Source organism: Borrelia puertoricensis, assembly GCF_023035875.1.
Classification (GTDB): Bacteria; Spirochaetota; Spirochaetia; order Borreliales; family Borreliaceae; genus Borrelia; species Borrelia puertoricensis.
Genome location: NZ_CP075385.1, coordinates 1 through 22,689, shown reverse-complemented (window position 1 = coordinate 22,689; position 22,689 = coordinate 1). Strand labels below are relative to the sequence as shown.

General features: G+C 29.7%; 33 protein-coding genes. 27 read left to right on the top strand and 6 right to left on the bottom strand.

Annotation, left to right across the window (positions count from 1 at the left end; all coding sequences use genetic code 11):
- The first annotated feature begins 26 nt into the window (after positions 1 to 26).
- The 27 genes from bdr (bpuSUM_RS05545) to bpuSUM_RS05415 all read left to right on the top strand — a co-directional run bounded on the left by bdr (bpuSUM_RS05545) (position 27) and on the right by bpuSUM_RS05415 (position 17,744).
- Positions 27 to 593: a Bdr family repetitive protein gene (gene bdr, locus bpuSUM_RS05545; RefSeq protein ID WP_247066800.1), complete on the top strand. Its 567-nt coding sequence runs from the start codon at positions 27 to 29 to the stop codon at positions 591 to 593.
- A 157-nt stretch (positions 594 to 750) separates the two neighbouring features.
- The gene (locus tag bpuSUM_RS05540) at positions 751 to 1,962 is read left to right on the top strand and encodes an anti-CBASS protein Acb1 family protein (protein ID WP_247066799.1); all 1,212 of its coding nucleotides are present in this window, start codon (positions 751 to 753) and stop codon (positions 1,960 to 1,962) included.
- Positions 1,963 to 1,974: 12 nt separating this feature from the next.
- Positions 1,975 to 2,682 (top strand): DUF1357 family protein, encoded by a 708-nt coding sequence (locus bpuSUM_RS05535; RefSeq protein WP_247066797.1) that lies wholly within the window; start codon positions 1,975 to 1,977, stop codon positions 2,680 to 2,682.
- A 15-nt stretch (positions 2,683 to 2,697) separates the two neighbouring features.
- Positions 2,698 to 3,255, top strand: coding sequence for a DUF228 domain-containing protein (locus bpuSUM_RS05530; RefSeq protein WP_247066795.1), 558 nt, complete (start codon positions 2,698 to 2,700; stop codon positions 3,253 to 3,255).
- A complete protein-coding gene (locus bpuSUM_RS05525) occupies positions 3,255 to 4,040 on the top strand; it encodes a DUF228 domain-containing protein (protein ID WP_247066793.1) in 786 nt (261 codons plus the stop codon). Before bpuSUM_RS05530 ends, bpuSUM_RS05525 begins: the two co-directional genes overlap by 1 nt.
- A gap of 15 nt (positions 4,041 to 4,055) precedes the next feature.
- The gene (locus bpuSUM_RS05520; protein ID WP_247066790.1) at positions 4,056 to 4,625 is read left to right on the top strand and encodes a DUF228 domain-containing protein; all 570 of its coding nucleotides are present in this window, start codon (positions 4,056 to 4,058) and stop codon (positions 4,623 to 4,625) included.
- 20 nt (positions 4,626 to 4,645) lie between these two features.
- Entirely contained in the window at positions 4,646 to 5,623 is a 978-nt protein-coding gene (locus tag bpuSUM_RS05515; protein WP_247066788.1) for a hypothetical protein, read from the top strand.
- A 9-nt stretch (positions 5,624 to 5,632) separates the two neighbouring features.
- A complete protein-coding gene (locus bpuSUM_RS05510) occupies positions 5,633 to 6,595 on the top strand; it encodes a hypothetical protein (RefSeq protein WP_247066786.1) in 963 nt (320 codons plus the stop codon).
- 9 nt (positions 6,596 to 6,604) lie between these two features.
- Positions 6,605 to 7,000, top strand: coding sequence for a DUF3890 domain-containing protein (locus bpuSUM_RS05505; protein WP_247066784.1), 396 nt, complete (start codon positions 6,605 to 6,607; stop codon positions 6,998 to 7,000).
- The gene (locus bpuSUM_RS05500; RefSeq protein ID WP_247066782.1) at positions 6,997 to 7,377 is read left to right on the top strand and encodes a DUF1506 family protein; all 381 of its coding nucleotides are present in this window, start codon (positions 6,997 to 6,999) and stop codon (positions 7,375 to 7,377) included. Before bpuSUM_RS05505 ends, bpuSUM_RS05500 begins: the two co-directional genes overlap by 4 nt.
- Positions 7,368 to 7,736 (top strand): hypothetical protein, encoded by a 369-nt coding sequence (locus bpuSUM_RS05495; protein WP_247066873.1) that lies wholly within the window; start codon positions 7,368 to 7,370, stop codon positions 7,734 to 7,736. Before bpuSUM_RS05500 ends, bpuSUM_RS05495 begins: the two co-directional genes overlap by 10 nt.
- A complete protein-coding gene (locus bpuSUM_RS05490; protein ID WP_247066865.1) occupies positions 7,733 to 8,278 on the top strand; it encodes a DUF764 family protein in 546 nt (181 codons plus the stop codon). Before bpuSUM_RS05495 ends, bpuSUM_RS05490 begins: the two co-directional genes overlap by 4 nt.
- Positions 8,279 to 9,406 carry a DUF787 family protein gene (locus bpuSUM_RS05485; RefSeq protein ID WP_247066863.1) on the top strand — a complete coding sequence of 376 codons (1,128 nt, stop codon included), beginning with the start codon at positions 8,279 to 8,281 and terminating at the stop codon, positions 9,404 to 9,406. It begins immediately after the preceding gene.
- Positions 9,407 to 9,409: 3 nt separating this feature from the next.
- Entirely contained in the window at positions 9,410 to 9,829 is a 420-nt protein-coding gene (locus bpuSUM_RS05480; RefSeq protein ID WP_247066861.1) for a DUF1463 family protein, read from the top strand.
- A gap of 22 nt (positions 9,830 to 9,851) precedes the next feature.
- Positions 9,852 to 10,274: a DUF1473 family protein gene (locus tag bpuSUM_RS05475; protein WP_247066859.1), complete on the top strand. Its 423-nt coding sequence runs from the start codon at positions 9,852 to 9,854 to the stop codon at positions 10,272 to 10,274.
- A gap of 16 nt (positions 10,275 to 10,290) precedes the next feature.
- Positions 10,291 to 10,527 carry a DUF1322 family protein gene (locus bpuSUM_RS05470; RefSeq protein ID WP_025407617.1) on the top strand — a complete coding sequence of 79 codons (237 nt, stop codon included), beginning with the start codon at positions 10,291 to 10,293 and terminating at the stop codon, positions 10,525 to 10,527.
- On the top strand, positions 10,524 to 11,798 hold the full coding sequence (locus bpuSUM_RS05465; RefSeq protein WP_247066857.1) for a DUF759 family protein: 1,275 nt from the start codon (positions 10,524 to 10,526) through the stop codon (positions 11,796 to 11,798). The genes bpuSUM_RS05470 and bpuSUM_RS05465 overlap by 4 nt, the downstream gene beginning before the upstream one ends.
- Before the next feature lie 4 nt (positions 11,799 to 11,802).
- Positions 11,803 to 12,438, top strand: coding sequence for a DUF792 family protein (locus bpuSUM_RS05460; RefSeq protein ID WP_247066855.1), 636 nt, complete (start codon positions 11,803 to 11,805; stop codon positions 12,436 to 12,438).
- A gap of 4 nt (positions 12,439 to 12,442) precedes the next feature.
- On the top strand, positions 12,443 to 13,417 hold the full coding sequence (locus tag bpuSUM_RS05455) for a DUF693 family protein (RefSeq protein ID WP_247066853.1): 975 nt from the start codon (positions 12,443 to 12,445) through the stop codon (positions 13,415 to 13,417).
- A 2-nt stretch (positions 13,418 to 13,419) separates the two neighbouring features.
- The gene (locus bpuSUM_RS05450; RefSeq protein WP_247066851.1) at positions 13,420 to 13,962 is read left to right on the top strand and encodes a DUF777 family protein; all 543 of its coding nucleotides are present in this window, start codon (positions 13,420 to 13,422) and stop codon (positions 13,960 to 13,962) included.
- Between the two features lie 47 nt (positions 13,963 to 14,009).
- Entirely contained in the window at positions 14,010 to 14,342 is a 333-nt protein-coding gene (locus tag bpuSUM_RS05445) for a contractile injection system sheath initiator (RefSeq protein ID WP_247066849.1), read from the top strand.
- Positions 14,339 to 15,220 (top strand): DUF276 domain-containing protein, encoded by an 882-nt coding sequence (locus bpuSUM_RS05440; protein ID WP_247066847.1) that lies wholly within the window; start codon positions 14,339 to 14,341, stop codon positions 15,218 to 15,220. Before bpuSUM_RS05445 ends, bpuSUM_RS05440 begins: the two co-directional genes overlap by 4 nt.
- Before the next feature lie 15 nt (positions 15,221 to 15,235).
- Complete coding sequence (locus tag bpuSUM_RS05435) at positions 15,236 to 15,841, top strand: DUF735 family protein (RefSeq protein ID WP_247066845.1); 606 nt, start codon at positions 15,236 to 15,238, stop codon at positions 15,839 to 15,841.
- A 17-nt stretch (positions 15,842 to 15,858) separates the two neighbouring features.
- The gene (locus bpuSUM_RS05430) at positions 15,859 to 16,776 is read left to right on the top strand and encodes a DUF685 domain-containing protein (protein WP_247066843.1); all 918 of its coding nucleotides are present in this window, start codon (positions 15,859 to 15,861) and stop codon (positions 16,774 to 16,776) included.
- Positions 16,777 to 16,859: 83 nt separating this feature from the next.
- Positions 16,860 to 17,057 carry a BlyA family holin gene (locus bpuSUM_RS05425; RefSeq protein WP_247066841.1) on the top strand — a complete coding sequence of 66 codons (198 nt, stop codon included), beginning with the start codon at positions 16,860 to 16,862 and terminating at the stop codon, positions 17,055 to 17,057.
- On the top strand, positions 17,054 to 17,389 hold the full coding sequence (locus bpuSUM_RS05420; RefSeq protein ID WP_247066838.1) for a BlyB family putative holin accessory protein: 336 nt from the start codon (positions 17,054 to 17,056) through the stop codon (positions 17,387 to 17,389). Before bpuSUM_RS05425 ends, bpuSUM_RS05420 begins: the two co-directional genes overlap by 4 nt.
- Position 17,390: 1 nt before the next feature.
- Positions 17,391 to 17,744, top strand: a complete 354-nt coding sequence (locus tag bpuSUM_RS05415; RefSeq protein WP_247066836.1) for a BBA14 family lipoprotein — start codon at positions 17,391 to 17,393, stop codon at positions 17,742 to 17,744.
- A 57-nt stretch (positions 17,745 to 17,801) separates the two neighbouring features.
- On the opposite strand, the gene bpuSUM_RS05410 is transcribed toward bpuSUM_RS05415, so the two are convergent.
- The 6 genes from bpuSUM_RS05410 to bpuSUM_RS05385 form a co-directional block, all read right to left on the bottom strand.
- Positions 17,802 to 18,830 (bottom strand): ERF family protein, encoded by a 1,029-nt coding sequence (locus tag bpuSUM_RS05410; RefSeq protein WP_247066834.1) that lies wholly within the window; start codon positions 18,828 to 18,830, stop codon positions 17,802 to 17,804.
- Between the two features lie 408 nt (positions 18,831 to 19,238).
- On the bottom strand, positions 19,239 to 19,595 hold the full coding sequence (gene bdr / locus bpuSUM_RS05405; protein WP_347343295.1) for a Bdr family repetitive protein: 357 nt from the start codon (positions 19,593 to 19,595) through the stop codon (positions 19,239 to 19,241).
- A gap of 15 nt (positions 19,596 to 19,610) precedes the next feature.
- Positions 19,611 to 20,225: a chromosome replication/partitioning protein gene (locus bpuSUM_RS05400; protein ID WP_247066832.1), complete on the bottom strand. Its 615-nt coding sequence runs from the start codon at positions 20,223 to 20,225 to the stop codon at positions 19,611 to 19,613.
- 47 nt (positions 20,226 to 20,272) lie between these two features.
- The gene (locus bpuSUM_RS05395; protein ID WP_247066830.1) at positions 20,273 to 21,043 is read right to left on the bottom strand and encodes a ParA family protein; all 771 of its coding nucleotides are present in this window, start codon (positions 21,041 to 21,043) and stop codon (positions 20,273 to 20,275) included.
- Positions 21,019 to 21,582: a DUF226 domain-containing protein gene (locus bpuSUM_RS05390; protein ID WP_247066828.1), complete on the bottom strand. Its 564-nt coding sequence runs from the start codon at positions 21,580 to 21,582 to the stop codon at positions 21,019 to 21,021. Before bpuSUM_RS05390 ends, bpuSUM_RS05395 begins: the two co-directional genes overlap by 25 nt.
- Before the next feature lie 9 nt (positions 21,583 to 21,591).
- Positions 21,592 to 22,689, bottom strand: coding sequence for a plasmid maintenance protein (locus bpuSUM_RS05385; protein ID WP_247066825.1), 1,098 nt, complete (start codon positions 22,687 to 22,689; stop codon positions 21,592 to 21,594).

Below are 22,689 nucleotides of genomic sequence, written 5' to 3'. Positions count from 1 at the left end.
ATAATAATTACATAAGGAGTGTTTTTATGGGACTTGCGCAGCCTGTTATTACACAGCAAATGGTTATAGCTGAACTTACTAAAGCCGGTATTAAAAGAGATATTGCTATTGACCTGTCTTATAGGTATTATAAAAATGAACTGACTTACAAAGATATTGAATTCTTAAAAGAAAACTTTGACATAAAGTTAAAACACTTAGAAGATGGGATTAGTAGTGTTAAGGATGAGCTTAATACCAAAATAGACACTGTAGAGAATAACTTTAACCTTAAGCTTGAAAAAGTTGAAGCTCTCTTACAATCTGAGATTAAATCTGTCAAAACCGACCTGGATAACAAAATTGATTCTGTTGAGAATAATCTTAACACCAAGATTGAAAAGGTAGAGTCAAGCTTACAAGCTGAAATTAAATCTGTTAAAGCCGAACTTGATAATAAGATTGATACTAAATTCAATGAACTTGATAATAAGATTGATACTAAATTCAATGTACTCGATAATAAACTTAAACTTCATGGTTGGATGTTTGGTACTCTTATTACCCTTAATATAGGAATATTCTTAGCATTAATGTCATTATTAGTAAAGTAAATTTATTTACCTAAAGCCACCTTTATTTAATTGACCTTCTGTAAATTATCTTTTTTTAGTCATTTTTTTACAAAAATTATTTGATTTTTTTGATAAAAATATCTAGCAAAAACTAGTTATTGTGTTATACTTGGTCTCTGTAAGGTTTGGAGACCCAATGAGAGTTAATTTTAAAATTAGTGCAAATGAATTATATAAATATTCAATATTTTTTAGAAACTACATTTCAAATGTAGCAGAAGATACTCTTAAGAATGGAATTACCTTAAATAGTATTAATACTGTTATTAATATTAATGATGCTTTAGAAGCCTTAAAAATAGAGTTAAAGACAGCATTATTGCAGTGTCTAATTAGTTACCGTTTTAATGGTGTTGGATACATTTTAGTTAAAACTGCTGACGCTTTAGAAGATTTACACTTAAGCGTGAACCGAGAACTTCCTACTGGGTTTATGTATCTTGACTATAACAGCGTTCGCGATGAGGGGCCTGACTTTACTTATATAACATACAATTTCAAAGTAAATACAGATGAGAAGATATCTTATAGAGAAGTAAAGATTCATAAGAGTAGGATAATCATACACTCTAATTATGATTATATACTTAAAGCCTACAGTCCATGTTATACGCAAAGTTTTTTGCTTAATATATATCTTTTTGAAGAAATATATAAAGAAATAGAGCGGCGAATAGGGCAACATAACTTTTTATTTTATAAGGATGAATCATTAGCAACATTACAAGATGCCTTAAGTGATGCTACAAACTCATTAGAGCTTTTAACTAAAGGTGTTAATTATAAGCCAAGCATATTTTCTAACCTGTTTAAAAGAAATGTAAATGAAGAGCAAAGTCATATAAACACACTCAAGAGTGTAAATAGAGATTTAGAGCGAGAGCTCTCTAAACTTATATCTAACATAAATAATAATGGTATTTTTTACAGTGGAACATCAGATGCGTCACTTGAAGTTATTAAGTATGACTTAACCTATTTAAAGGACGCATTAGCCTTAGTAAAGGCAAAGATTGGTGCTGACACAAAAGAGCCATTAACTAGAAGTTTTAATGAACAAACCAAGGGGCTTGGGAATGATGGTAAAGGTGATAGGTCTAATTATTATGACTTTTTAAAAAGTGTTCAAGAAGAGTTAGAGATTAGTTGTAATAGTAAACTTGTTAAACATTATCATTTAGACATGAGATTTAATTCACTTTATGTACTAACTGAAGAAGAAAAGTATGAGAGTGATATGCGACTTATAGAATTAGCCCTTAAATATAAGGAATTGGAGTCAAGTAAAACATTAAGCACAAGAGAACTTAATGTTTTAAAGCATAAATTATTTTTTTATGAAGGTTAATAAGGAGATTTTATGAATCAAAAAATACAAGAAAATATAGATAGCATACAAAATGATGGCTTAGCTAAGAGTGTAGAGGATAACTTGGAGGGTAGCAATGGTATTACTTTAAGTTTAAAAGAATATAAGGAATATGAAGAATATAAAAGTGAATATGAAAAATACAAAGCGTACAAAGCAGCAAAAGAATCTGAAGATAAGAATTTAAGTATTAATGAGATGATATCAAAAGAGCTTGCTGATTCACAAGTGCGATTGGAAGAAGAAAATAGATTACTAAGTGAAGCTACTCGTATTAATGAGATTGATACTTTAGCACGTAAACATTTAAGTTCACATTTCAATAAAGAGACACTTCTTGCTAGGGGATACTCACTTAAAGATATAATACAAGCACAACGTAGGGAACTTGTTAGGAAATATGTACCGGTTGATGATATTCAAGCTATTGCTAATGTAAGGGAAGTACAACATTTAGATGGAAAAGTACTTGAACAACTTGTAAACCTTGCTAAATCAAATATAAAAAAAAGAACTCGCTCTACTACTAGTTCCAGTCCAAAAGGCGAGATTAAACTTGACTTAATAAATGAGGATATATCCATATTAAATTTTAACTTTAGTCCCCAAAACTTTGATGAATTTAGTATTTCTATTGCAAATGGTTATAAAGACATGAGACATGAGTTTTATAAGCTTAAAAGTCAAAAAGCTGCTTAAAGGAGATAAGTATATATGTCACAGACTATAACACAGATTAGAGAAGAATACTTAAAGAAAGTAGAAGAAATACAAGACCTAATGAAGAACCCAAATAGAGATGCTGGTCTATTTCATGTAGATATAGGTTTTAAAGATAAAGGAATACACTTTGCAAATCAAGGTGGGACTATAGCCAGCAGTGTTGATAGGTTAGAAAATCATCCAATTAAGGGATATCCATACAAGAGAGGAGTAAAGTTATCTTTTGAGGATGGTTATGAACCTTGTGTTGAGGCTGGGGGTGGTTCTGACCTTTATGGAATATGCATTGATATTGATGAATTTACTGGGACCGCAACAGTAATGCCAATAACTGATAATTTTACTGGATATTTAGTAGTAAAGAAGAGTAGTCAATCTTCAATTACACCAGGTGTCAAAGTTAAATTTGATACTAATGGAGAGATTGAAAATGACAGCGGTTCAGGTTCTCGTGTTATTAATGGTACTGCCTTATCAAAGGCATTTAAAATTAATGAAAACCTGTACATAGCACTTGTAAGTATATTTGGGAATCGAGGGATTAATTAATGGTGAGTAGAGAAGATCATCGAGATCCAAACTTAATACCAAATGTTCCAGATGAATCGGTTGATTCTGATATTTATTCTCAAATGGATGATACTGAAGTTATCCAGGTTTTAAAACAACAACTAGAACAAGAACAGAGAGCGTCCGTGCAAGATCCTTCTACAAAGGTTAAGAGTCGAAGTAAAAGACATGCAGCAGTACTAGAGACAGACCAAGGTAAGACACTTAAAGAATATTTGTTAAAATTGCGAAAATACTCTAAAAGTTTTGATGATGAGTCACCTGTTTTTAAAGCCAAGACTGGATTTAGAGATAAAAATTTAACATTTGATGCTATATGTCAATCTGTATCAAGTAGCACAGATAAATTAGAAGAATACCCATCTTTAGGATTTCCATACAAACGTGCTGTTAAATTAAAAATTGAAACAAGTAAATCTGATGAAGTGCAAGTAGAAGTTTCTGATGGCAAGAATATGTATGGAATATGCATTGATATAGATGAGAATACTAATGTGGCAACGGTAATACCAATAACTGATAATTTTGAGGGTTACGTTGTATCTGGAAGCTCAAGTGGGATTGCAATAGGTGATAGATTAGATTTCAATTCAAATGGAGAAGTGATTAAAGCATCTAGTAGCTCGTCAGTTTCAATTAACGCAATTGCACTAAGTAACATATTTACATTACACCTTACTGATGAGGATGATAAGCGAGGGCAAGAAGATTATAAATTGTATTTAGTAAAGATATCTCTTTATGGTAATAAGGCAATTTCTTAAAATAGGAGGATTACAGTGTCAAGTGTAACTGAGTTAGTAAATAAATATGAAGAACAAGCTAAAAAACTAAAAAAGCTAATGAAGAATCCTAGCAATGATGGTTGTGTCTTTAGTAACACTACTGATTTTAGAGATAAGAATTTACATTTTAGTAATTCTGGCGGGACTCTAACTGGTAAGCATGACAAGTTAGAGAATTACTTCTTTAAAGGCTATCCATACAAAAGAGGAGTAAAACGTGTTGTAGATCCTTTTGTTGAAGGACAGCCACACTATGAACCACATGTTGAAGCTGGAGGTGAGGATGACCTTTATGGAATATGCATAGATGTTGATGAATTTACACAAACTGCAACAGTAATTCCTATTACAAATATATTTCAAGGGTATCTTGTTGCTAAAGATAATTCTATAAAGAGAAAAGATAAGCTTAAATTTAACTCAAATGGACAAGTTGAAAAGAATACTTCAAGTAATAACAAAATTAATGCAGTAGCATTGTCAGATTCAATCGAAATTGATAGTACGGATAACCTTTACATAGTACATGTGGCTGTTTATGGTAATAAAGGTAAGCCAAGTTAATAAATTAAAGGAGTTTAAAAATGTCAGAATTATATGACCAAAACTATTATGCTAAAGAAATAGCAAATGTATTCCCGGAGATAAAGACACCAGTATTTTACAAATGGTTTTCAAATGAACAAATCGAAGATGTCAATTTAACGATAGGATACTTAAAAACAATAAAATGGGATGCGTTTCTTGATGCAAATCCTACAACATTAGTAAATGAAGTTAATACTATTGCAACAATAGGATTTAAATCAGAGTCAATCAAGCTTAATTACCTTAGCTTACAGTACAGGTTTAGACATTTAAAGCAAACCGCTGAGAAATTTTATAAAAATAATGATTATGCAGGTGATGTAAATAATAATTTACTCCCCTTTAGAGAAGCATATAAGCTTGCAAGTAATGAAATTATTAAACTTATTGACCATTTTATCTTAACAGGTGCTGTTTCAATCCAGAAAGATGGTAAGAATGAAAAACGCATGCTTCCTAATATGTACGGACTTCTTAATATGCCAAAACAAGTTAAAGAACAAGTTCAAAGTAGCGATAAAGATAAAATGGATAAGATATTTGAAAAGATTGAGTCAGGACTTGCAAAATTAGAGCTAGGAGATGAATTCTCAACACCATTTATGGTATTAGTTGATCCACAAACCAGTTTGAAACTTATCAAACCATATGCAATAACAAATACGTCCTCATCATCTAACACCTATTCTTCTAATGATTCATGGGAAGACTTCCTTATTAAGACCATAAAGGCTGTTAATAATAGAAGAGAAGTATATATACAGACAAGTAACTTACTTCAAAATCAGATACTAATTTATCCATTAAATGCAGAGCTTATTAAATTTAAACCAAGTAAATACATGTTGCCAATTCCAAATGAACAAATTGATAAGGATTCAACTACTATTGCACATTCATACCTTGATTTTGTGCTTGGTGGTCTCTTAGCAACAGCAAATACTATTTTAAGAGTTGATATTAAACAAAGTTAGGAGAATTTGATGTTAGAATTTAATGACGAATCTAATGATAGAGAAATAGTAGGGTTAGAGAGTGATGTAAGAGAACCAATGTTTTATAAGTGGTTTTCAAGTAAACAAATTGAAGAGAACGCTACTTCCTGTAATTATATCAACGTAGTAAAATGTAATGCGTTTCTTAACGCTAATCCAACAACGTTAGTAAATGAATTTAATCATTCTATTGCAACAATAGGATTTAAATCAGAATCAATCAAGCTTGATTACCTGAAGTTACAGTACAGGTTTAGACATTTAAAAAAAACATTTAAAGTAGATTATACGGGTGATGTAAATAACAATTTACTGACCTTTGAGCAAGCATATAAGCTTGCAAGTAATGAAATTATTAAACTTATTGACCAGTTTATCTTAACAGGTGATGTTTCAATCCAGAGAGATGGTAAGAATCAAAAACGCATGCTTCCTAATATGTATGGCCTTCTTAATATGCCAAATCAAGTTAAAGAAGAAGTTGAACAAACTAATAAAGATAAAATGGATAAGATATTTGAAAAGATTGAGTCAGGACTTGCAAAATTAGAGCTAGGAGATGAATTCTCAACACCATTTATGGTATTAGTTGATCCACAAACCAGTTTGAAACTTATCAAACCATATGCAATAACAAATACGTCCTCATCATCTAACACCTATTCTTCTAATGATTCATGGGAAGACTTCCTTATTAAGACCATAAAGGCTGTTAATAATAGAAGAGAAGTATATATACAGACAAGTAACTTACTTCAAAATCAGATACTAATTTATCCAATGAGTCCTAATCTTATTAAATTTAAACCAAGTAAGTACATGTTGCCAATGTTAAATGAACAAATTGATAAGAATTCAAGTGATGTTGCACATTCATACCTTGATTTTGTACTTGGTGGTCTCTTAGCAATAGATAATACTATTTTGAGAGTTGATATTAAGCAAAGTTAGGAGAATTTGATGTTAGCTGAGCTTCAAACACTTCACAGTAAAGTCTTAAGTTTACTTAACTTAAATGAAGACATATTATCATTTACACAGTTTGAAACTTACACAGAATTACTTGAGATGATAATAATTACTGAAAGCATTGATGCTCGTATGCTTAGCTCCTCAAGTCTGATATTACTGCTTTGTTACTATATAGGTTGCAAGCTAAGTCAAGCAGGAGTAATACGTGAATTTGGCCTTGAGAGGATTAAAAATGAAAAGCTAAATGAGCTTGAAATTTCATATCATCCTGCTAGTAATGAGGCTAATAATAATTTAAGTTTTTGTAAACAGTTTGAATCGCTGCTTGGTGCTCTAAAAAGCCAAACAAACATGCCCTCTTGTTGTATAGGATTTATAAAGTGATTAGTAACGTTAGAAATGGGTTTTCAAGACTAGCATCAAGAGTAATCTCTTACTTTCAAAATGAAGAGAATTTAAAACTTCACAAAGGTAATTACTCTAAGTGCGAGGAGTTAGATTCTCATGAGATAACTTATGATAAGGGTAAGTTTAGCAAGTTTACAGGAGTACTCTTTAGTATCAAAGCTGACACGCTTGCAAGCTTGCCTGAAATTAATCTTTATGATGTTAAGTCACTTCATAAACTTTATACTACCTCTAGTCTAGAGTTTGAACTTAAAGATAGAATTTCAGCTCAAAGTACATTTTATGAAATTTTAAGTATCGACTCTAGTATTGGCTATCTTACTATGATTTTGAAGGAAGTAGAATGGAAGTAGAGATTGGTTGGTTTGATAAACGCAATGCTAAAATTGCAAGTCTTCATCAGATGGGTAGTAGCAAATTGCCTATAAGGTCACATCTTTATTCTGTAGCTGAGGCTTATGAATTTAGAGAGTATATAAATACACCTTATATAAGAACCTGTTTTCTTAAAAGTCCAAAAAAAGGCATGCAAGCAATAGGAGAAGCATTTATTACTTATTACACAAATTATGTCATGTCAAAAAAGGTAAAACCCGCACTATCTAGCAAGACAATTGACTTTAAGAGAGATAAAGGTTCGCATCATCCAGAAGTTACTCTAGTTGATACTGAAGAGATGATAAATTCTATTAGCTATAGGATAAATGAGTGATATTAAGTACAAAAGACATACATAAAAGCTTAATCTCATATTTTAAAAATTTTAAAGAACGTACTTCTAAATTAGCTCTAAATTTAGATTTAATTAATACATACAATCATCCATACATGTCTAAATACACTCTTGAGTGTGCAAACATTATTGCAATTAAATTTGAAAATATGGATGACTTAACATTAGGCTCAAGAGCTGGTGCATTTTATAAGAATGTAAATGAGTTTGTCCTGAATTTTCAAATATTCATCTTAAGTCAGGTTATAAGCTCTAAAGACAAGGATGCTTATTACACAATGTTTCAAATCTATAGTCTACTTAGTGATTTTCTTTATGAGAATACTCATAAGGTAACGCTGCAAAGTGAAGATGAGCGGTACTTAACTGAACTTAATTTTTATATTTATCCTACAACAAATATGCAAAATAGTGGACTTGTTAAAATTGATTCTAATTATAGCAATGCTGCATATTGTTGCAATCAAGCTTTTAAAGCTAGTGTGCAAGTAATCGAACAACTAATTAAGGAGGAGAAGTAAATGCCACAAGATACAATTAGTGTGAATTTGGTACATTCTAAATTAGATATAAATTATGTAAATTACTACACGCCTTTACTTGTGTACAAATGTTCCAAAATTAAAGTTAACACCACAACGCCTAAGATTAAGATATTAAACTTAAATATAAATAGCTTTGAGAGACAGATTGACGTACTTGAGAAGGAAGGAAGTAATAGTGATGATGAATTTGGTAAAGAGAAGGAATACTTAAAAGGAGCAATCCAAGCATTCTTCTCAGCAGGTGATTCTGGACTTAAATCAGCTAAACTACTCATATATAAAGAAGGCACTGAAGCAAAAGCAATAAAATCAGAGCTTAAAGACAATAGATATACATTTATTGTACTTATAAACACTTACGTAAATAACAGTGGTGGTGATGATGGGCTTACCCTTTACAAAGATGATTATACACATTTTAAAGACGATAAGCACTTTTTTGTATTTGCAACAAAAGAATCTGAAGTAAAAGAGTTGTTTAAAGATGGTGCGAATTCTAAATCTAAAATTATTGTTATCCACTCACAAGGTAATGCACATCTTCACTTAAGATTTATATCTAAATACTTACATGAAGCTAGCATATTTCAAGCTGCTAATCCTTATGGACTCAAATTTAGCAGCTTGGAGCCTATTACTGATAATGATACAATTTCTAAACTTAGGAACGCGAATATTAATTTTTATGCACTGCTTAATGAAACTGGTCTTGATGGTGTTAAAGCTTTTAAAGAAGGAGTCACACTTGAAGGTGCTCCAATTGATGAAATTTTCACTTATCATTATATCAAATATGAACTTACATCACAGCTTATTAGAGTATGGAATTTTAATAACAGACAAAATAGTAAATTATCAGAATTGCAACTCTCAGGTAAGCGAGACAATGCTTACAGTGCGGCTGTTGAGTGTATGCTTAAACGTTTCATTGATAGGGGTGTAATTGTTGCGTACTCTAATCTTAAAATCCAAATATCACCAACACAAGCTCTAAAGCTTTTCTTATCACTAGAGATTACTTATAACTACTCTATGAACGCCGTTCTTCTAAACATTACAGCACAAGATATACAAAATTACTTAAATAGCTTAAAGGAGACTTAAGAAATGACACAATGTTATGATTTAAGAAACATAGTTTTCTCTATTGGCGGCCATGAGATTCAAAGCGGTAAGTTAGAACTTACAAGTGAACCTACAACAAGAGCGGTAGCTAGCAGTGAAGATAGAGGAATGCCTGTAGTTAGCTTTAGAGACCCTAGAACCATTGTTTTCATATTCAATATTGAGGTTTCAATTGGTACTTATGATTACAAACTCCTAACAAAGCTTTCAAAAGACCAATTTTATAACATATCCAAAAGTAAAAATGAAAGAATGTTAGATTTAGTATTCAATGACCTAGAAGACATCAAAATCATATCTAACTCTGCATTTTTTGCAGAAGAACCTTCAAGAAGTTACTCTGTTGAAGCTGAAAAAGTTACTTTTGAGATAAGAGCTGTTGGATGCACAGTTGACAATTAAATTTAATAATTAAGGAGGATTTGTGATTACACGTTACAAAATGAATATTTTAACTAAAAGTAAGACGCATACATTTGAAGTTAGAGTACTTCCTGTTTACAAGTGGGACTCTATATTAGGATTTTCACAAAGTGAAGGCATACATAAACTAAATGAAATTAAATACTTAAGCGAAATTACTAATTTAATGATTAAACCTGGCTTTTTAGATGAATTTTATCTTATCTTAAATGAAAATAGAGAGTACATTACTTACTATAAAGAATATCTTCAAGCCATACTTTACTCAATTCAGTTTGATACATTCAAATCAGATCCTGACTTTAAGAGACCAAATTTAGTTTACTTAAGTCATTATCTAAATAATACTAGTGGCTTTATACAATTTGATTACATTGATGATAGTTGGAATTATGAAGAGATAATACAAAATATCAAAATATAGAAGGTATTTAAAATTTATGAAAAGCAGTAGTAATGAGTATATACAAGTATTACATGAAACTAAGCTTGAATATTTTAAGCTACTTGAAGAGATAAAACAAAACAAATATTTCTTTCCAATTATCATGGGTGTTTGCACTTTAAATGACGTCAAAACACTAAATTATAAAGATTTAATGGAAGTTAACAAAATATCTGAACTTAAACTTGAAAAGCAAATATTTGAAATGTTCCTTAGTAAAGGTGTATTATGAACACAACAAAATTTACAATTAAATTTAAAGGTGTACTTGATCACGCATCAACTCGCAAATCTTTAGAGAGAGACATTTCTAAACTAGAACGTTTAATTAAACCTAAGCGATCACATCTAAAGAGTACTAAGGATATATTAAAACACAATTTATATGAGAAGAAACGTGAACTGGCCAAACAAAACAAATATGAACGTTTAAGGGAGGGTGTAGAAAAGTTTAGACTCAGTGAGACTAAAAAACTCATTAAGCTTGGATACACATTTGAAAACGCTAGGCGAAAAGCATTCAAGCATTCCTTAATGTCAACTAAAGAGCTAAGACGACTAGAATATGAAAATTTGAAACGTGGAGGGCACAAAGAAATAGCACTTAACAAAACCGTTCAAAATAGTATTCTTAAAGGCGCTAGTATTTTAAAAATCGCTGCTGGGACTGCTCTTGGAAATGCTGTTAGTAGTGGTGCTTCGGGAATATTTAGTTATGCTAAGAAATCTTTAGAAGACAATGCAAAATTAAGTAAAACACATTCAATTACTTCAAAAGTATTTACAGAAGGTGAGAAGAAATCACTAAGTGGTATGCTTAAAGGAATTTCCGGATTTGAAAGGGATTTAGAGAGAGAAGATTTCCTAAACTTGGCTGGGATAATTAGAAAAGAACTTGTATTTTTAGGTCAAAACAATGAAAGTAATCTTAAAAAGGCAGTAGAATTTGCTGCAAAGCTTAAATCTACTGGGGTTGTTGATGATACTAACTCGGCTACCAAAGCAGTAGTAGAATTCTTGCAAGGTAAAAGCAGTACTCTTTATGACATTATGAGCTCATTTAAAGAGTTTACTGGTAAATATAATGAACGAGCTGCAATGGAATATGACATATTAGCACCAGGCCAGGCCCTTGATTACAGAAGTCATAAACTAAAGGAAGTAATTAACGATTGGAACTCACTTAAATTTCCTACTTACTCAAGCTCGAGCGAAGAGGCTAAAAGTAGCTTAGAAAAGCTTAATGACACAGGTTCAAAACTTACTGCCAAGGTATTAGAACCGTTAGTTACTTCTTTAAACAAAATACTCGATTGGGCTTTAACGTTTAATTTTCAAACACATGTTACCGACCCTTTAATAAAGGGCATTAAAAGTATTTTTTCTCTAGACGCATTAATTGCAAGACTTAAAGCAATACTTCCTAAATTTTTAGGCGGAGATGGTGGTAAGAGTCTTGATAAACTTAAAACAGAAGAAGATTCAAGTATAAGGACACCTTAAATATATGATATCACAATTTACAACTGATTTTACTTATAAATACAAAGACACAGCACCCCTAAAGGCAACCCTAGACCCTTTAAATCTTACACCATCACAAATAACAAATATTCTTAAAGAAACATTTAATGAAATCTCTACTGTGTTTATGGCATATAATTTCTTAAGTTTATGTCCAAGGATGGACTTTAAAGGACTTGGATATGTCCCTCAAGGGTTCTTCATTCTACCTAAAAGTGAACTAATTAGCACAACTTACACCACAACATGTTCAAAACGTCCTGTAATTGACTATTATACACGTAAAGCTGAATATGTAAGCTACAATCCAACTTTTACTGGCGAAGTTATCACACTAAATAATGCTGTATTAACTAGTGCTTATAAGGAACTGCTTAATTTTTCAACCAGTACGGCTTTTGGAAAGTTAATTTTTCCTCATACTAGTAATTTAGCAAAACAACAACTGGTTAACAGAGTTCAAGAGAGTGTTCCATTTAGCCTCTACAGCCCAACTCTAGGGTTTAGAAGCATAGTTGCAATTACATCTCTTACCCTTAAAGACACAGTATACCTTGATGAGGTTGAAATTAGTCTCACATTAGAAGTTCTTAAAACATTTAATGTATATAAAGGATAAGAAAATGGATCTCAGGCTTATCAAATACGACTTTAAAATCGAATTTTATAACCTAAGTCAAACTAGCACATCAGAAGAAAAACCTAAAATCATAATTGACACTCAAGACGGTATACACATTGACATATCAATATCTGATATTTACTCAAGCAATAATTATGTGTGTGCAAAGAGAAGCAAGCTAACTCTTTGGAACTTATCTCTTGATTTTACTCGTAATGTAAATGAAGGAGATATTGTAAAGATATTTTATAAAAAGTTTGCTGACTCTAGAGATTATGATTTTATTATGTCAGGGTATTTAGGTGTTCCTATGAGTACTGATTATGATACTGGTGATTTTAGTGTTGATCTTGAAGTTCATCTGTCAACAAAAAGTAATTATTTCAATCGCAAACTTGACATAAATCAATTTCAAGGCATGAGTGTAGAGAATGCCATCTCTATAGCATTTCCTAATAGACATATAATCAATATGAGTTATGCTGATAGAACAAAAATTATAGATGAGAGTTTTTGTGCAAATACTCCTCTTGAGTTTATTGAAAAGATAACTAAAAAGTATGTTCAAAGTGTTAGAACAGATATTATACCTAAAGATCAAAGACAAATTATTAAAGAATCAACTCTAGGACTTGAGCATGTTGAGTGTAATTATATCTTTACTAACGCAACACCTGAAGCTGGACATACAAATTATTTACTACTTGAAGATTTTGGTCTTCACTTTATCCCGCAACAAGAAATTGCTATCGGAAGTACCCGCAATATAAGACTTATATATTGGAATGCCAAGATTATGTATACACACAAACTAAAAGTTGGTGATAGGGTCAAATTTCTAGACTCTCTGGGGAGTGAAGTTAAGAGTAGCATTATAGAGACTAGTGCTGCTTTAAGCAATACTGGTGAGTGCTCACTTACCTTGAAACTTTATGATGACTCTAATTATTTAAATATCAAAGGAGAAGCTAAATAAATATGAACTTGAATTATGAAATATACAGAATGAATAGCCAAATGAAAGGTTCAGCACTAACACAAGAAGAGATCAAACTATGGACTTACAGAAACATCTTTATCTCTAGGCTAGGAATAATTAAATCTTTCAACACCTCTACACAGGAAGGTGTTGTTTTACTCTCTGGAGAGACAGATTTAGAGATTAAAACACGAAATATATCAAATATGCACTTTAATCTTAGCGAAGGTGAGAGTGTTATCCTTCTTCAAAGTAGTATTAACCTTTTTAATGAGGATGATGATAATTATTTTGATAAAAACTATTTCTATATTCTAAAGCCTATTAATATGCAAAATGCTACTATCAAAGTTAATGACTTTGCAATTGACATACAACACCCAATAGACATTAAAGCTAATAATACAAGTTTAAAGGCAGTACTAGAAGAAATTGTCTCTTGTCTATACAATTTAAGGGTTACTGGACAATCAGTCGTTGATCCTAGTTTTTACAGTAATCTTACAAAGATTACAACTAAGATAAATATGTTACTTAAATAGGTTTTTGTTAAATTAAGCAATATACTTGCTAACTTGAGGGTTAGACATTGGATTTACAAATTGACAATCAATTTAATTCTGTCTTTAATGAGGACTTAGCATTAATTAATGGAATAAACGAACAAAAGCAACGTTTATTTATTTTCCTTAAAACTCCAAAGGGTAGTATTAAAAATGCTCCTAATTGGGGATTTGATTATGATTTAGCTTTAAGATTTGCTAAGGTAAGCTCTTTAACACAAATTAAAACTTACCTTTCAAATATTATACAAGACCTAAAGATTGACGCTATCAACATTGAAACAACGATTATAAATAAAAAATTAAACATTACATTTGAATTTGCAAACGACACCCTAGATATGGAGATTTGCATATGAGTATTCTCTTTGATCCTGACTTTGGAACTTTAAAACAGGATATACAACAAATAATTAATACCAAACGTGAATATTTAAAAGACATGTATGGAATTACAATTAATAATGATCCCACATCAATTTACAATATCATTGCAAGCTCACTTGCAATAAAAGAATATGAACTTATAGGTGAGGTTAACAAATTATTCTCTCTTCTTAAACCAGATGCTCCTTATTGGAGAGAGATACAAAAACATATAAGCATTAAAAGTACTACCTATGATGCTATAAAGAGTGCATTACTCAATCTTAATGGAATTAGTAATGTCAATATTAAAAGCACAGCTGGCAAGGCTAGTATTTACCTAATATTAGATGACTTGATGATGAGTGAAGATAAGAGTCAAATTACAAACTCTAATCTTAAAGCATTAATTTGGGAGACACTTTATCTTACATGTCCTGTTGGTACTGTTTTTGAAGGCGATATTCTCATAGATGGAATTAATAGCCAAAACCAAAAAATTGATTACAAAGTATCAATTGGCAAACGCAAGTACGCATATCTTAAGAGTAAATACAAAGTCAATCTTGAAAATCACATATATTTGAACATTGACTCTAAAATTAGAGAAATTTATACTCGAATTAAAAATAATAACTACACAGATATGGGAATCAGTTTTGAATATCAAGATTTCTTTGCTCCTGTTAATGAAATTAAAGGTGTTCATTGCATTGACATCTCCATTGCTATAAAAGATAACCTGGAGGTAAAAATTACTGATATTAATACAAGTGAGTTCAAGCAAAATGAGAATATTCAAATTCAAGCAAATGAAATTCTAGATCTAGATTTTAATGCTGATCGCTTGCTAATTGATATCTCTTCATAAAAAAAAGGATAGATTATGGTAAATATACCTACATTTCTTAAAGACACCCAAGTTGAAAAAATAATAAATACTGAACTGGTGTTTATAAATAAAATCATAAAAGAAATTAAAGATCTTATTGCTAATTTTGAAGATACTCATGCTAGCGAGCATTTAAATTCAAGATTCATAGCGTTTTGGTTATCTGATATACTACAAATTATTTACTCAACCAACCAAACACTTGACACACTTGCTAAAAATATTGATAGTGTGCTGTTTGCTCTGCGTCATATTGGAACACATGAATCATTTACAAAACTATTTAAGGCTTTTCTTAATGTTGATATTGTGCCTACTACCCTAGAACCTGGTGTTATTAATATCAAACTTAAGAGTCATATTAAAACTAATGTTATCGTATTTATTGTAGGTAGTACTCCAAAAGACACCCCATATAAAAAAATTATATTCAGAACTAAAGAGAATGGGCAAATCTTTAAAAAAGCTTGGACTATGACCCTGCTTCCTAAAGGATATGAGCATTCAATTTATGCATTTATCAAAAAACTGATTCCTATTGGAAGGGTACTTAAGATACAAAACCATGAGGGTAAGTTCGTCAGAGAATTTAAAGGATAATAATTTAAGGAGATTTTATGTCAACTCAAGCACAAGAGAGTGTTGTAAAACACGATGATACAATTGAGATTAAAAATCTAAATAAAGTAACCAAACTTGAACCTACTAATCTTTTGGTTCTAGATGATGGGTTTTCTAGTTGTCATGCCATTACTCTTGATAACTTTCATAAGGACTTACATACAAAAATATTTATTGATGATGGCGATCGAAAGAATGATTTCAAACAAGTTATCAAAACACTAATTGCTAATGAATTACTAGGTGACTCCAACTTTATAAACCAAGTTTATAGTCAAGTACTTACCAAATTTTTAAATGATGACTCTAGTAGTATTTCAAATACATATAGTAAAGTTATAGAAAAACTTAAAAATAATGAATCTAGTGTTATGGACAGTATTATAAGTAAAGTTACAAATAAATTTGAATCTAACTTACCTGAAGATAATTTAAGCAAAAGTCATTACCTTATAGGACTTTACTACTCTAGTTTAAAGAAAATTCCAGTACAAGAACATCTAACTGGTATTAGTAACAGCTTTAGTGTAAGTAGTACTACTACAATAAGAGCAACTAGTTATAATAGTAGTGACGAGTATTATAGAAACACTGTTTACATGTCTAGCTTAAAATATGGTCGTTATATTTTTGAACTTGGAGCCACATCCACATCTAACCATGAAGAGATTATTATACAAACAGACAGTTCATATGATGATACTCCCATATATTTAATTGTAAAAGTTACTGCAAGATCTAATTCAACTGCACAATCTAATAAAGTAGTAAGCATAAAATATAGCTATTCATCAAAACGAACCCTATTTAAGCTCTCAAGTGTACATGGTGGTACAAGTTTTGATGCCAATATTTTAGAAGGTTGGTATATGCAAAAGAATGTGAGTGGCTCTCCTTTACTTGTGAAGCTATAATTTTTTATTTGTATTTTTTACTTTAGTTTTTGCTATATTGATATATAGTTGTATCTACCAAATTAAATTAAAGGAGAGACAAATTGAATGAACTTGATAATAATTTATTAAATTTTTTACTTCAACTAATTAACATCAATGAAGTAAAACTAGTTATTATTGCTGCATTTATCTTAAGTCTTGGGCTGATTTTCAAGCCAGCAATTAAAGACATATTAACTATTTTAGCTAGTAAGATAAAAACACAAAAAGGAGACACAGATAAAGGAGATGACTTATGAAATTAAGCACTGCTAAATTAAGTGTTGATATTTTAAATAACTTTACCGAAATTATTAAAAATAATCATCACGGGAAAAATACTGCTACTTACGTCAATATTTTTACTAAAGTGGTTAATTATTTTTACGCTCTATATGAGGCTAGCATATACCAAATGGAAGGGAGGGAGGCTATTAAACTACTTTCTGAAATTGAGGAGATACTAAGGATTAACATTGAAATTATAGAAAATTCTATTGACTCTGATGAGCTTTCAAAATACACATCTCAACTTAGAGCTAAACGTAACAAGATAATGAGTACTTACATCAAAATGTTAAAGGAGGCATAATTTGAGCAAATTTATAAAGTTGACCCTCTCAACACTTATTCTCTCATGTACATCCATAGCATCACTAACTGAAGAACCAACACCACCTAAAACACACACTATTAAAGAACTTAGTGTCTATGAAGCTAAGTTATCTGATTATGTTATGTACTTACAAGTATTCTTAACTAGAACAAAGAAAAAGGTTAATGACCCAAAGTATCCTAAGTTTACTTATTTTGACGCATCCCCACTAAAATCTGAGAGTACAATTGATAATTTAATGTTTAACATCAATTTGTTTAAAGAATATATCAGTATAACTAAACCCATTGCCCAAATGGTGTATAGGAAATATTCAAAATTACAAAATTAAATAAAAAAGAGAGGTTTTTATCTGAAGGCCTCTCTTTAAATAGCATAGAGATTATACTTAATTATTACATAGATATCCAAAATTATCATCACTAGCTATATATCCAAATAATTTAAGTGGACTCTGGCCATATTTTGGCTCTCTGCAGGCTAAAAATTTAGAAAAACCTTCAATTACTTCTGGATCAGACTTTGTCCTCTTTAAATAACTATTTATAAGATCTCTCCAATAATCTATAGTCTTAAGCTCTGGTTTAGTTTCAAAAAACTCAAGTATACTCGAATCATCAGCATTATTTAATTGCAGTAAAAACTTATCTATTGTTTCTAAACTATCAAAAGGTGTATTATCTAATACCGAATGCATTCTCTTAGATGCTTGTAACAAACTCTTGTAATAATGATACTTAGCGGGTATACGTTTAGGCAGCTTATCAAGACTAGTTACAGATTTGTGACTTACAAGTGGCTGTTTTGTTTCACCTTTAGTTACTCTTTTAGTATTTTCGTCACTACTAGCTTGCTTCCCATTAGCTTCTTGAATATGCTCTAAGGAACTAGCATCAGTGTCAACTTCACTCTCTATTGATAGGTATCCTACAAGAGCATATCTTTTATGATATGTTATGCATGAACCTACAAGTTGAGATAAAGTATTTTGATTCTTTGCCCCTAGAGAAGAAAATTCTTCTGTGTAAATTGGAGTATCAAATGACTCACAGTAGCCACTACTTGGACTGTAAAATATTGTTGTAATAACATTAATTGTATTATTTCCCACAACTTTAAATGTTGGACATTGAAGGAAATCAATATCTAAATTGTTACTCTTTATAACATTCTTTATCTCTCTGATTATCTCATTGAAATTTTGATATTTATACCCATATCCATTAAGATTCTTAGCAACACCACTTAAATTCATACGTAGACTGTATAGAGATTTTAGAAAGTTTACCCTTGCTTGATTCTCATCAGTTACTAAAGCTTGATTATTTACTCTTATATCTGTTACTTTTATCTTTTGTTTACCTAGTTTCTTAACTGCTCTGCGCATTTTGGTTTTTGTATGTTGATTTTTTGTCATATTTAACTCCTTTTATCTATTGTGTTTTATAAACAAAATAATATAACAAAAAATTGTTTTTGTCAATTTTTAAACAAAATTTTTATAAAAATCTATAAAAAAATAATACAACAAATCATTAAAATTGAACATAAAAAATTTAGGCCTCAATTAAAAATTCTTAAAAAGAACTTTTAACCAAGACCTAAAGCCTTTGTGAATCGAACACAATAACATTAGGAGTTCTAAATGAATAGCACTACTAACGATAAATAAAGTACAATAAATTGCAAATAAAATCAATACTTATGTATAATAAATTTTTCATCCTATAAAGAATTCACTTATTAAAGACATACCAATAGATATAACTATTGGTAGTTCTACTGCCATAATAATAATTAACATTCTATTTCTTACATTAAGTTTTTATAACAAAACTTTATTTGACATATCAAGCTTTTCCAATATTACTGCATTATTATTTTGGACTTCTTTAAGGAAATCTTTCTCTACATTTTTAATATTTAAATTGGTTATATCCTTTTGTAAATTCTTCTCTACATTGTCTATTTTTGAATCTAAACGTTCCACATCTTTTTGCAAATTTTTCTCTACATTAATGATCTGTTGTTCTAATGAATTCATCTTTTCTCTTAAAACTTCAAAATTAGAATTATCATTATGAAGTAAAATGAAATCCACAGCTTCTTCAGTAAATCCCTTACTTAAGAACTCATTCTTTAAATCTTCTGTTCTATATGTCTTATATGCTAAATTATTCATAAATACTCCTTATACTTAGTCTTTTAAACTTTTAAATTTTTTCATAAACTCTTCTAGTAAATCCTTTTTGTCTTTAAAAAGTTCATCCATTAGGAAACTTGTAAACTTAGCATTTTGCTTATAAAAATCATAACTTTCTTGATTCTTAAGCTGAAATCTTAATGGCTTGATTGGATTTTGTCTTGACTTTTTAATAGTATCACTATTTGTATTTCTTATAAAAAGAAGCGAATTTTGAATCCCATTTTGAATTATATATTCCTCACTAAGCACTCCCTCGCTTATAGCCGAAGCCATCCTTATGTACCCATATACCTGAGTTCTAGCCAAGTTAAATTCTGATATAAAATCTGAAAAAGTTTTATATCCGTCTTGCAAATAAAGTTCTTTATCATTAATTTCTTTTAAAATCTTCATGGTAATTATTTTCGCATGTATTTCGTCTTTTAAATTAATCATTAACTTACGCTTTAATTCCCTGAAATATTCTAGTGATGAATTCTGTTCATCTACAACAGTACAAGTATTAACTGAATTCAGTATTGCATTTGTATTATTTCCTTCAGCCAGCACATTAATATCATTAGATAAATTGCGTCTTTGAACTTGCAAATCTAACTTTTTACTCATAGTGACTCCTTTCAAATTGTGCGTTGCAACGCACAATTATATATTTGTTAAAATTCAACTTTTGATAAGAAAACGTTCATAGCATTTTGATATTCACATATATAATCTTTTCCTAAATCAAAATTACTACTCTCAGCTATTCTTCTGTTTAAATCTTCTCTTTCTGATACAATGCCTAAAAAATTAGGCATTATTTCTAATTGCTTCAATAACTCTTTATGTGTAAGATTGTGTTTAAATCTAGTTACAATCAAAAAAATAGGTAATTTCAAATTATACTTATTTATGTACGCAGACAATAAATCAAAACTTTCAATTGTCCATCTCTCAGCTGTCATTGGAACTATTATATAATTAGTGGATATTAAAGCTAATCTTAAAGTAAAACCTAAACAAGGATTAGTATCAATAACTATATAGTCATAAATACCTTTTAAATAAGATATTTGTTTTTTCAATTTTAAATCACCCAATGCAAAAGTCCTATTACAATTAACACATTCATACTTCTCATTAAGAGAATATAAGCTCATATAACTAGGTATTATGTCTAAATTAAAATTGATATTAACTATTGAATTATTAATATCAATTTTTTCTATTAAAACTTCGTGTATATTAATATTGGGAATGGATATATTTTGATCTATTATTGCATTAAAATAATAACTAGTAACTGATGCTTGCGTATCCATATCAATTAGCAGTACTTTATATTTTTGAGCCAATAATGTTGCAAGTATGATTGAGCTCGTACTTTTTCCAACACCTCCTTTAATGTTTGTAATAGTAATTATTTTAGGTTTTTTTTTATCCATTTGGTTATAAAACCTCCTTCTGGTAATTTTTTACCATAAAATTCATATACTTGTCTTTCTAAATTGACTATTAATCCAAGTAAGAATTGACTATACTGTGTTTCTGATTTTTCTTTCCTAATTAAACGAGATATTCCCTTAATATAACAAAAGACACTTCCTTTTTTAAATCTAAATTCTATGTAATAAACTTTTGAAAAAGTATATGACTTCATGACACCATTCTCTTCATATCTTGTTATGATGTTTTGTACTGGTTTTCTGTATCCATAATAAATACCTAAAAATTTATCATCTCCTTTTATAGAAAATAAATTAAACTCATTGATTCGTTCCCTATTAAATAACCCTCTAAATGCAATAAAAAATTTATGTTTTTGGTTCTTATTGACTCCAAATACATATATATCATTCATCATCTTTGAATGATATATTGTTTTGTTATTAATTTTCTCTATTCTTGTGAAAAGACCTCTATTTTTGACTTCATCCTTAATTTCTAACTTTTTCTCTTTAAGGCGTTCTAATACACTCTCCATAACTAATCCTTAACTAGTAATTTTTTTAGATTCCCCTAATTGTAAATTATCTTTATTATCTTCCATTAACTCTAAAAGCTCATGATAGTAATGGTTACTAAATATCTTGCTATATTCTAATTTGTTCTGTTTGCTTAAATAATTCTTTAATATTGGTACTAAAATCGATACGTCTACTTTGTGTCTTAATTGTTCAAGAAGTATGCTAAATACGTTATTTCTAATGTCGTCTTCATTTTCTTTTGCGTTCTTATTAGCAAATTCAACTGTTTTTTTAAGTTTTCCTATTATCTTCTTTAAATCATTGTATTTACCTTTTTCTATGATAAAGTGTGGTTTATTTTTATATTGTTCATATACGTTTTGTATTTGTGTTTCTAATTGTTTGGTGTCATACCCTTCATTCTCTAAAGTGGCTTTTATCTCATCTAGTATCTTATTTAATTCTTTTTGTTTACTCTCAAGTTTACTGTTATTTAGTTTAATATCATTTATTCTTTTATACCCAACATTTTCAGCTATTTTAATAGCTTTCAATAATTGAATTTTAAAATCCTTGTTCGCTTCTAAATTCAAAATAGAGAGGAAAGCATTTGATTTAAAATTGCATTTCTTAGCGTACTTTTCTACTTGTAATTTTTCTATAGATTTTATGTTGTTTTTATCTTCTTCTTTATTATTATAAGTATTATTAATACACTCCCATTTTTCTACACTGCTATTTTTAGTGCAAGTCTTTTTAAAATAAGCATTAACACGTTTTTTATGTCTTTCTTCTTTTTTATCTCTAAAGTGTTTATTGATTATAAGGTGACATTCTTTTTTAGGATATTTAAGTTTGTAATGAACTTCAGTACCCATGTTAACACCTAAATGTTTGTGATAATTAATTGTGACACCTAATATTTTTTCTAATTTATAGAGATAACTTTGTAGTGTTTTAAGTTTAACAGGTTTTTGGTCATTTTTTTTCATATTATTATTAAAGTAATAAAGTATGTTGCTTTGAGTGTATTGATTAAGATTTAAGTTCATGTAATTTAGTGTAGATACTAAAACGATTAATTTGTGTTGGTGTTTGTTGGTAGGTTTTTTTGTACCTTTCAT

Coding starts and splice junctions, on each gene's coding strand:
- bdr (WP_247066800.1), top strand. CDS start 27: ATGGGACTTGCGCAGCCTGTTATTACACAGCAAATGGTTATAGCTGAA.
- bpuSUM_RS05540 (WP_247066799.1), top strand. CDS start 751: ATGAGAGTTAATTTTAAAATTAGTGCAAATGAATTATATAAATATTCA.
- bpuSUM_RS05535 (WP_247066797.1), top strand. CDS start 1,975: ATGAATCAAAAAATACAAGAAAATATAGATAGCATACAAAATGATGGC.
- bpuSUM_RS05530 (WP_247066795.1), top strand. CDS start 2,698: ATGTCACAGACTATAACACAGATTAGAGAAGAATACTTAAAGAAAGTA.
- bpuSUM_RS05525 (WP_247066793.1), top strand. CDS start 3,255: ATGGTGAGTAGAGAAGATCATCGAGATCCAAACTTAATACCAAATGTT.
- bpuSUM_RS05515 (WP_247066788.1), top strand. CDS start 4,646: ATGTCAGAATTATATGACCAAAACTATTATGCTAAAGAAATAGCAAAT.
- bpuSUM_RS05510 (WP_247066786.1), top strand. CDS start 5,633: ATGTTAGAATTTAATGACGAATCTAATGATAGAGAAATAGTAGGGTTA.
- bpuSUM_RS05505 (WP_247066784.1), top strand. CDS start 6,605: ATGTTAGCTGAGCTTCAAACACTTCACAGTAAAGTCTTAAGTTTACTT.
- bpuSUM_RS05495 (WP_247066873.1), top strand. CDS start 7,368: ATGGAAGTAGAGATTGGTTGGTTTGATAAACGCAATGCTAAAATTGCA.
- bpuSUM_RS05485 (WP_247066863.1), top strand. CDS start 8,279: ATGCCACAAGATACAATTAGTGTGAATTTGGTACATTCTAAATTAGAT.
- bpuSUM_RS05480 (WP_247066861.1), top strand. CDS start 9,410: ATGACACAATGTTATGATTTAAGAAACATAGTTTTCTCTATTGGCGGC.
- bpuSUM_RS05470 (WP_025407617.1), top strand. CDS start 10,291: ATGAAAAGCAGTAGTAATGAGTATATACAAGTATTACATGAAACTAAG.
- bpuSUM_RS05465 (WP_247066857.1), top strand. CDS start 10,524: ATGAACACAACAAAATTTACAATTAAATTTAAAGGTGTACTTGATCAC.
- bpuSUM_RS05460 (WP_247066855.1), top strand. CDS start 11,803: ATGATATCACAATTTACAACTGATTTTACTTATAAATACAAAGACACA.
- bpuSUM_RS05455 (WP_247066853.1), top strand. CDS start 12,443: ATGGATCTCAGGCTTATCAAATACGACTTTAAAATCGAATTTTATAAC.
- bpuSUM_RS05450 (WP_247066851.1), top strand. CDS start 13,420: ATGAACTTGAATTATGAAATATACAGAATGAATAGCCAAATGAAAGGT.
- bpuSUM_RS05440 (WP_247066847.1), top strand. CDS start 14,339: ATGAGTATTCTCTTTGATCCTGACTTTGGAACTTTAAAACAGGATATA.
- bpuSUM_RS05435 (WP_247066845.1), top strand. CDS start 15,236: ATGGTAAATATACCTACATTTCTTAAAGACACCCAAGTTGAAAAAATA.
- bpuSUM_RS05430 (WP_247066843.1), top strand. CDS start 15,859: ATGTCAACTCAAGCACAAGAGAGTGTTGTAAAACACGATGATACAATT.
- bpuSUM_RS05420 (WP_247066838.1), top strand. CDS start 17,054: ATGAAATTAAGCACTGCTAAATTAAGTGTTGATATTTTAAATAACTTT.
- bpuSUM_RS05410 (WP_247066834.1), bottom strand. CDS start 18,830: ATGACAAAAAATCAACATACAAAAACCAAAATGCGCAGAGCAGTTAAG.
- bdr (WP_347343295.1), bottom strand. CDS start 19,595: ATGAATAATTTAGCATATAAGACATATAGAACAGAAGATTTAAAGAAT.
- bpuSUM_RS05400 (WP_247066832.1), bottom strand. CDS start 20,225: ATGAGTAAAAAGTTAGATTTGCAAGTTCAAAGACGCAATTTATCTAAT.
- bpuSUM_RS05395 (WP_247066830.1), bottom strand. CDS start 21,043: ATGGATAAAAAAAAACCTAAAATAATTACTATTACAAACATTAAAGGA.
- bpuSUM_RS05390 (WP_247066828.1), bottom strand. CDS start 21,582: ATGGAGAGTGTATTAGAACGCCTTAAAGAGAAAAAGTTAGAAATTAAG.
- bpuSUM_RS05385 (WP_247066825.1), bottom strand. CDS start 22,689: ATGAAAGGTACAAAAAAACCTACCAACAAACACCAACACAAATTAATC.